Raw genomic sequence first — 7,810 nt, forward strand, 5'->3', positions numbered from 1 at the left:
AGGATGCCCACGATCGCGAGCACGACCAGCAGCTCGGTCATCGTGAAGCCCCGCCGGTCGCCCACCCCGGGGCGTCCCCTGCGCAGCATAACGATAATGGCCTCCCGCAAGGCGATTCTAGCAGCGCCGGTGCCGAGGGAAGAAACATCCTGGAATACAACACGAACCCACGACCCCCGCCCTCCGCCGCGATCCTCCCTGACTGCCAAATCTCGGCAGTCGGCGGACGCGAAACGTCACCTAGCTGGGAGCGCCGACGCGCGGGGCGCCGGGCGCCCGCGGGGTGCAAAGGGGACGCGCTCCGTGGTACCGTGCGGTGCCATGAAGCGCCGGCTGCTGGGAGCCGCGCTCGCCGCCGCGTGGCTGGTGCTCCCGTCGCGCGCCGCGGGTCTGACGGTACAGGAGGCGATCCTCCGGGCCAAACCCGCCGTCGCCCTCATCACCGCGCGCGTCGACGCGGAAGTCACGATGAACTGTGGCCAGGGGCCGGTCACGGTGAAACCCTCGCCCTTCGTCGAGACGGGCACCGGGTGGCTCGTGGACGGCCGCGGCTGGCTGATCACCAACGCGCACGTCGTCGATCCGGTGCACCGCCTGCCCCCCTGGGTGGCGCACGAGCTGAAGAAGAAGGCGATCGACCAGGCGTGCGTCGAGCCGGCGCTCCGCGCCCAGGGGCTCATGCGCGGCCAGCGGCCCGACGCCGAGGACCGCATCCGCCGCGAGCTGACGGACCGCGCCATGGCGGGGCTGAAGTTCACGCCGCTGCCGTCGCTCACGGTCCTGCTCTCGAACGGCACCCGGCTCCCCGCCGAGGTCAAGAAGTTCAGCGCGCCGCTGCTGCTCGACGCCACCGGCCGCCCGGTGCCGGACTCCGGCCGCGACCTCGCGCTGCTCCGCGTGGCTGCGGGCGTCTATCCGGCCCTCGCGATCTCCACGCGCGACGCCCAGATCGGCGACCCGATCCACATCCTCGGCTTCCCCGGGGTCGTCCTCTCCCACGAGCTGCTCAACCAGAGCGTCTCGATGGAAGCGTCGGTGACGAACGGCGCGGTCTCCGGCTTCAAGCAGGACGCGATCGGCCAGGAGGTGATCCAGACCGACGCGCCGGCCGCCCACGGCAACAGCGGCGGACCGGCGATCGGTGACGAGGCCACCCTGGTCGGCGTGATGACCTTCGTGTCGCTCTCCCCCGCCGGCGGGGCGATCGTCCAGGGCTTCAACTTCCTGATCCCCGCCCGGGACGTACTGAAGTTCCTGCAAGGGACCGCCGTCAAGACCCCCGGGGAGAGCGCCTTCAACCCCGTCTGGGCCGCGGGCCTCCAGGCCTTCTTCGCGGAGCGCTACTCCGTCGCCGTCGCGAGGTTCCAGGAGGCCAACCGCCTCCAGCCCAATCTCCCCGACGTCAAGCGCGCCCTGGCCGAGGCGGAGTTCAAGGTCAAGAACCCGCCGCCCCGGCCGTTTCCGTGGGCCTGGGCCACGCTGGGCATCACGCTGCTCAGCGCCGGCGTCTACGGAGGCATGGGCGCGCGCCGCTGGTGGCGCAACCGCTTCCGCGTGCACCCGCCACAAGTCATCGGGTTCATCGAGAAGGGGCTGAACCCGCTGCTGGTCGACGTCCGCACCAAGACCGACTACGAGACGAGCCCGCTGAAGCTCCCCAGCGCCGTCCGGCTGGAGCCGGAGGACGTCGAGGCGGGACGCATCGTGCTGGAGGCCGACCCCAAGCAGCTCATCGTCACCTACTGCACCAGCCCCGACGAGCAGACGAGCGCGCGGATCACCCTGCTGCTCCGCCAGCGCGGCTACACCAATGTGCGGATCCTCAAGGGTGGGCTGGGCGGCTGGGCCAACGCGCGCCTGCCCGTGGAGGCCAAGTCGTCGCTGCCCTCCATCGGCCTCGAGATCTACAAGAACCTCACCCTGGGCGACGTCGAGCGGCGACGGTTCAAGGCGGGCGAGGTCATCTTCAAGGAAGGCGAGGATCCTCACGGCGAGGCCTACGTCGTCCATGGCGGGACGGTCGAGATCCGCCGGCTCCTCGACGGGCAGGAGCGGGTGCTCAACACCCTGGGCGAAGGCGAGCTGTTCGGCCAGATGGCGCTCTTCCGCCGCTCGCCGCGCTCGGCGGCGGCCGTCGCCCTCAGCGACGTCGAGCTCCTCATCATCCGGAACGAGCGGCTGGACTGGCTGATCCGCAACCGGCCGCAGCTCACCATGGAGCTGTTGCGGCAGCTCAGCGAGCTGGTGGTCTCGACCGATCGCGAGCGGAGCGAGCGCGCCACCCGCTCCTAGCGCTGCCAGCCTCCTGACCGACGCAGAATCCTTTCAGAGGAGAAGAAGAAGCGATGAGCGACATCTTCATGCCCGGCGTGCCCGTGTGGGAAAAGGTGCTCCGCGCGGCCATCATCTACGTCTTCATGCTCGTGGCCTTCCGGTTCAGCGGCAAGCGCCAGGTGGGCCAGCTCACGCCGTTCGACCTCGTCGTCCTGCTGATCATCTCCAACGTCGTTCAGAACGCGATCATCGGCGATGACACCTCGCTGACCGGCGGGCTCATCGGCGCCGTCACGATCTTCGGGCTCAACGCCGGCGTCGTGGAGCTGACCTTCCGCTCGAAGCTGGCGCGTCACCTGTTGGAGCCGACCCCCACCCTCCTGATCCACAACGGCCGCCTGCTTCACCAGAATCTAAAGATGGAACGTATCACCACCGAGGAGCTCCTGGCGGCGCTCCGGCGGAACGGCGTGGTGGAGCCGGGCGAGGTCCGCTTCGCAATGCTCGAGGAGAACGGCGGCATCAGCGTCATCCCCTTCGCGGGCAAGGGCCGCCCCGGGGACGAGCCTCCCCCTGTGGTCCCCTGACGTGGTCCGCGTCGCCGTCCGCCGACTCGATCCGGACCTGCCGCTCCCGACGTACCAGCGCGAGGAGGACGCCGGGCTCGACCTTTGCGCGGCCGCGCCGGTGACGCTGGCGCCGGGCGCCCGCGCGCTGGTCCCCACCGGCATCGCAGTCGCGATCCCCCAGGGCTACGCGGGCTTCGTCCTGCCGCGCTCCGGACTGGCGCTCCGGCAGGGGGTGACCGTGCTGAACGCCCCCGGCCTGATCGACCCCGGCTACCGGGGGGAGGTCAAGGTGCTGCTGGTCAACCACGACGCCAAGCCGGTGAGCTTCGGGCGCGGCGAACGTATCGCCCAGCTCGTGCTACAGCGGGTCGAGCGGGTGCAGTTCGCCGAAGTGGACGAGCTGCCGCCCAGCGACCGCGGCAGTGGCGGCTTCGGGTCGACCGGCGCCTAGTGCCGTTCCAACTATTCGCGCCTAGGAAGGCACCGTGTACGTCGTTCGTGGACAGATTTAGTATCAACAAGTTGGAACGGCACTAGCCCGCCCGGCGCTCCTTGCCCGCGATTCCGCCCTGGATCGTCTCTTTCGCCGACTGCAGACCTTCGGCAGCCGCCTGCAGAGTATCGGCAGCCTTGCCGCGCGCCGCGCGGGTCTTGTCGTCGACGTACCCGCCGATCTCCCGCCCGTAAAACCACACCGCCGCACCGCCCATGATCAACCCGAGCATGAAGCTCCCAAACATCGTGTGTGCCCTCCTTCCGCCGTTGCCAGGGATTGCACTGCTCGACCACCGCAAGGACAATCACAGCAAGGACGATGCCGACAGCAGGACGCTGGACGGTGGCGCGCGCGCCCTTTTGAGATCGCCCGAGCGGGTCTGGCTCCTGACCGGTCGTCCCGGCGTGGGAAAGACCACCTGCCTGCGCCGGGTGCTGGAACGGTTGGCCTCCCTCCCGGCCGGGGGGTTCTTCACGGAAGAGATCCGTGAGCAGGATCGGCGCGTCGGCTTCGCGCTGGTCACGCTGAGCGGGGAGCGCGCCATCCTGGCCCACGTGCAGCACCGCAGCGGACCCCACGTGGGCAAGTACGGGGTGGATGTCGCGGCGCTCGACCGCATCGGTGTGCCGGCCATCCACGACGCCGTCCGCCGACGCGCCCTGGTGGTCATCGACGAGATCGGAAGGATGGAGATGACGTCGGCCGCGTTCCGTCTGGCGGTCGAGGCGGCGCTGGCGAGCGGCGTCCCCGTGCTGGGCACCATCCTCAGGCCGTCGCACCCGTGGGCCGAGACGATCAAGCGGCACGACGCCGTGCGCCTCATCGAGGTGACGCCCGCCAACCGCCACGCCGTTCCCGGGGACCTCGCGGATCTGATCGCGCGCCAGGGGGCTCACGGCTCGTGAGCGACGAGGGACCGGCCGCCGGCGGCGGTTCGCGAGTCAGAAGCTCGTCGAAGCAACGCTGGAGATCTGCCGTTCGAGCGCCGGCTCTGCCGGCGCAACCCATCCGGGGGGAGGTCTCGGAGGGGGCCGTAACGTCCGCCCCCTCCGATAACTAGAAGCGGGCGGTGAGCCCGCCCAGGATCAGGCGGGTATCGATCGTCGTGTTCAGCCTGATGCGCCCGGATTCCACCTCGGGCTCGAAGTACGTCGCTCGATACTCGGCAAACACGCCGATGTCCTTCGTGAAGAGCCAGGTCAGCCCCGCCCCCGCTTTGACCCCGGGCGAGGCGCCCAGGTCGAAATGCTGGACGTCGGTGAGGTACAGGCCCGGCCCGGCCGTGAGATAGGGCTGCAGGCGGCCGCGCGGGAACTTCTCACTCGTCAGCAGCGGCCACCGTAGCATGAGGTCCACGGAGAATGCGGTGACGTTGATGTCGGTGTGACCGAGCCTGACCGGCCCCGTGAAGGAAGCGCCCGCGGGAACGCCCAGCAGCGGACCAGCCAGGGTTCCTCTCGGGGTCACCGTCTGCGAGCTGATGTTCGCCTCGAAGTACGACACATCCACGGCGACGCCGACGAACCGGAGCGCGTCGAACCAGTGACCGAGGCGAGCGCCGAAGGCCAACGAGCTGTCGAAGTCGACATCCGTGAGCTTGCCGTCGACCGCGACGCCGGACAGCGTGCCTCTGACCGAGATGTCCCGACTCTCCGTGGAGGCGCGGCCGGCGTACAGGTCGGCGAACCACTCGCCCCCAGCCGGAGGCACCGCCACCATCGTCAAGCCGAGGACTGCGAAGATCAGACGCCACGCTGTCATTCGCGCCATCGCCAGCTCCTTGCTGCGGTCTCGGCCGCCGGCAGCCGGATCGGAGACCCGGCGGCGCCACGGAACTCAACTGCAGAGGTGGTCGAAAAGCCGTTGGGGCAGGTCAGAGGGGCAGCGCCCGCGCTGCCCCCCCTGACCGCTCGATGCGAATGGCGGGCTCGACGGGACTTGAACCCGCGACCTCTGGATTGACAGTCCAGTGTGCTAACCAGGCTGCACCACGAGCCCGCGCAGCCTTCACACGCTATCACGCGCCTCCCCGGGGGGTCAACGTGACGCCGTCCCGCGAGAGGCTACGTCGGCCGCAGGTGCGGCCGCTTGACGAGCGGAGTCTCGGGCCCGATGATCGCCGTCGCATGGGGACCTTCGCCGGGCGGGTGGCCTTCATCACGGGCGCCTCCTCGGGGATCGGCGCTGCGCTCGCCCGCGAGTTGGGCCGCCAGGGCGCCGACCTCGCGCTCGCCGCGCGGCGCCTGGATCGCCTCGAAGCGCTCGCGGCCGAGCTGGCGGCGGCCGGCCGCCGCGCGCTGGTGCTGCCGTGCGACGTCACCAAGGACGGCGACCTCGAGCGCGCCGTCGCGCGCACGACCGCCGAGCTGGGAAGGATCGACGTGCTGGTCGCCAACGCCGGCTTCGGCGTCGTCGGCCGGCTCGACGGGCTCACGCTGGAGGACTACCGCCGGCAGCTCGAGACCAACGTCTTCGGCGTGCTGCGCACGATCTACGCCGGCCTCGCCGAGCTCCGGCGCGCGCGCGGGCACCTGGTGATCGTGGGAAGTGTCAGCGGCCACGTGGCCACGCCCGGCTCCTCGGCCTACGCGATGAGCAAGTTCGCCGTTCGGGCCCTCGCCGAGGCGCTCGCCTTCGAGCTGGCGCCGTCGGGCGTGTCCGTCACGCTCGTCAGTCCCGGGTTCGTCGACACCGAGATCCACCAGGTCGATCGCCGCGGCGTGCGTCATCCCGAGGCCCGCCACCCCGCACCGGCGTGGGTGCGCATGAGCGCCGACCGGGCGGCCCGCCAGATCGTGCGCGCGGTCGCGCGGCGCCGTCGCGAGGTGGTCGTCACGTGGCTGGGCAAGGTGACGGTCTTCGTGCGTCGCCACCTGCCGTGGCTCTACGTGTGGAGCGTGCGGCTCTTCGGCATCCGGGCCCGGACCGACCCCGGTCGGCCCTGACCAATCGCCCTCCGGCCCGCGGGCGCGGCGCCCGCGCGAATTCAGTACGACCAGACGAGCGAGAGCGAGGTGACGTTCCGGTTGTAGTCGAACACCTCGAGGTTCGACCGGTTGTCCGTCTTGAGGAATTCCCCCACCAGCGTCAGGCGATACCGGAGTGGCACCTCGACGCGGATCGTGTGGGTGACCTCCTCGTCGTGGCGCCGGCGGCGGCCGGGGTCGTTGCCCGGCAGGATCGAGTTGGCGTAGGCGTAGCGGCGCAGGTGCAGGTCCAGATCGTACTTGAGCCGGATGGACCCCCAGGGCAGCGTGTACTGCGCGCCGGTGAGGATGCGATGACCGCGGTACGAGTAGTTCCGGCCTTCCGCATTCTCGTAGTCGAACTGGTAGCCGAGCTTGAGGTAGTGCCGGTCCTCCGAGAATCGCAGGAAATGCTGGATCCCCGCCATCCAGTTGTCGGCGTCCCGTATCTCGCGCACGGGGGTGCCCTCCCGCTCGTGGAAGTCCTTGTTCTGATAGCGGCTGAGAACCTGGGTCAGATGCTGGTCGCTCTCGGCGATGGCGCCGAAGAGCGTGGCGGTGTGGCGCTGCACGAACACGGGCCCGCCCAGGAACAGCGCGTCGAAGGCGTACTGCATCCCGACCTGGATCGGCATCGTCCCGATGGCGTTCTTGTGCACGAGGCTGCCGGTCACCAGGTGATCGAGGATGTTGAAGGAGGGGACGTCGTTGTAGTTCGAGAGGAAGAACGAGTAGCCGACGGCCGACTCCCAGTCCGGCGTCCGCCACCAGACGTACTCCGCGCGGACGCCGAGCAGCTCGCCGATGGAATCGCGCGACTTGCGGCTCTGGCTGCGAATGGCCGAGACGGTGGGGTCGGCGTTGGGGTCGTCGCGGTCCACGGCGTTGGGCAGCACGCGCACGTTGTCGTCGAAGAACACACCCACCCGCACCTCGGCCGAGAACCGGCGCTCCTTCTCCCGCGCAGCGACCACGGCGTCGCGCAGACGCTCGGCGGGGCCGGTGACCGGTGATCCCGGAGCCAGGCGCAGGGCCTGCTCCACCTCGGCGGCCGCCTGTCGGGGCAGGCCGACCGCGGCCAGCGCCAGGCCGCTGTACACGCGCGTGAGCTGCTGGATTTCGGGGTCGCTGGCCCGCCCCGCCCGGAAGGCCCGCAGGGCGCCCCGGTAGTCCTTCCTGCGGTACCTGATGAACCCCACGTAGTAGCCCAGGCCGTCCAGCGCCGGCTGCGCGCGGAAGACCTGCTCGAGGAGTGGCTCGGCGCGGTCGTACTGCTCCTGGGCGAAGTAGGCCAGCCCCAGCTGAAAGGCGATCGACGGATCGGTCGGCGACTTCGCCCGCGCGCGCTCGAGAAAGGGAACCGCCTGGGCCGGACGCCGCTGCGCCATGTGCACGACGCCCGTGTAGTAGAGTGCCTCGACGTGATCGGGCTCGATCTGAAGCGCGCGGCGGAGGTTCGCGAGCGCGGCGTCGTAGCGCTTGTCGTCGAAATCGACGATCGCCTG

General features: G+C 70.0%; 8 protein-coding genes and 1 tRNA gene. 5 read left to right on the forward strand and 4 right to left on the reverse strand.

What is annotated here, in order from left to right:
- The first annotated feature begins 321 nt into the window (after window positions 1-321).
- The 3 genes from VGV13_03550 to dut are packed head-to-tail and all read left to right on the forward strand — an operon-like array spanning window position 322 to window position 3,294.
- A complete protein-coding gene (locus VGV13_03550; protein HEV8640154.1) occupies window positions 322-2,292 on the forward strand; it encodes a cyclic nucleotide-binding domain-containing protein in 1,971 nt (656 codons plus the stop codon).
- Between the two features lie 53 nt (window positions 2,293-2,345).
- Window positions 2,346-2,861: a YetF domain-containing protein gene (locus VGV13_03555; protein ID HEV8640155.1), complete on the forward strand. Its 516-nt coding sequence runs from the start codon at window positions 2,346-2,348 to the stop codon at window positions 2,859-2,861.
- Window positions 2,848-3,294, forward strand: a complete 447-nt coding sequence (gene dut, locus VGV13_03560; protein ID HEV8640156.1) for a dUTP diphosphatase — start codon at window positions 2,848-2,850, stop codon at window positions 3,292-3,294. The genes VGV13_03555 and dut overlap by 14 nt, the downstream gene beginning before the upstream one ends.
- Before the next feature lie 82 nt (window positions 3,295-3,376).
- Here dut and VGV13_03565 read toward each other — a convergent pair whose 3' ends face one another.
- Entirely contained in the window at window positions 3,377-3,568 is a 192-nt protein-coding gene (locus tag VGV13_03565) for a hypothetical protein (protein ID HEV8640157.1), read from the reverse strand.
- Between VGV13_03565 and VGV13_03570 the strand changes: the two genes are divergently transcribed.
- Window positions 3,567-4,244 carry an NTPase gene (locus VGV13_03570; GenBank protein ID HEV8640158.1) on the forward strand — a complete coding sequence of 226 codons (678 nt, stop codon included), beginning with the start codon at window positions 3,567-3,569 and terminating at the stop codon, window positions 4,242-4,244. The genes VGV13_03565 and VGV13_03570 overlap by 2 nt on opposite strands.
- Before the next feature lie 151 nt (window positions 4,245-4,395).
- On the opposite strand, the gene VGV13_03575 is transcribed toward VGV13_03570, so the two are convergent.
- Together VGV13_03575 and VGV13_03580 are read right to left on the reverse strand one after the other, a co-directional pair.
- Window positions 4,396-5,109, reverse strand: a complete 714-nt coding sequence (locus VGV13_03575; protein ID HEV8640159.1) for an outer membrane beta-barrel protein — start codon at window positions 5,107-5,109, stop codon at window positions 4,396-4,398.
- Window positions 5,110-5,259: 150 nt separating this feature from the next.
- Window positions 5,260-5,337, reverse strand: a tRNA-Asp gene (locus tag VGV13_03580).
- A gap of 128 nt (window positions 5,338-5,465) precedes the next feature.
- Here VGV13_03580 and VGV13_03585 point away from each other — a divergent pair.
- Window positions 5,466-6,284 carry an SDR family oxidoreductase gene (locus tag VGV13_03585; GenBank protein ID HEV8640160.1) on the forward strand — a complete coding sequence of 273 codons (819 nt, stop codon included), beginning with the start codon at window positions 5,466-5,468 and terminating at the stop codon, window positions 6,282-6,284.
- Window positions 6,285-6,325: 41 nt separating this feature from the next.
- On the opposite strand, the gene VGV13_03590 is transcribed toward VGV13_03585, so the two are convergent.
- A partial coding sequence (locus VGV13_03590; protein HEV8640161.1) for a tetratricopeptide repeat protein occupies window positions 6,326-7,810 on the reverse strand: 1,485 nt, incomplete at its 5' end.

This window comes from Candidatus Methylomirabilota bacterium (assembly GCA_036001065.1).
Taxonomy (GTDB): Bacteria; Methylomirabilota; Methylomirabilia; order Rokubacteriales; family CSP1-6; genus MNEF01.

Excerpts from the sequence above, each read along its gene's own strand:
- VGV13_03550 (HEV8640154.1), top strand. The coding sequence starts at position 322 with ATGAAGCGCCGGCTGCTGGGAGCCGCGCTCGCCGCCGCGTGGCTGGTG.
- VGV13_03555 (HEV8640155.1), top strand. The coding sequence starts at position 2,346 with ATGAGCGACATCTTCATGCCCGGCGTGCCCGTGTGGGAAAAGGTGCTC.
- VGV13_03570 (HEV8640158.1), top strand. The coding sequence starts at position 3,567 with ATGAAGCTCCCAAACATCGTGTGTGCCCTCCTTCCGCCGTTGCCAGGG.
- VGV13_03565 (HEV8640157.1), bottom strand. The coding sequence starts at position 3,568 with ATGCTCGGGTTGATCATGGGCGGTGCGGCGGTGTGGTTTTACGGGCGG.
- VGV13_03575 (HEV8640159.1), bottom strand. The coding sequence starts at position 5,109 with ATGGCGCGAATGACAGCGTGGCGTCTGATCTTCGCAGTCCTCGGCTTG.
- VGV13_03585 (HEV8640160.1), top strand. The coding sequence starts at position 5,466 with ATGGGGACCTTCGCCGGGCGGGTGGCCTTCATCACGGGCGCCTCCTCG.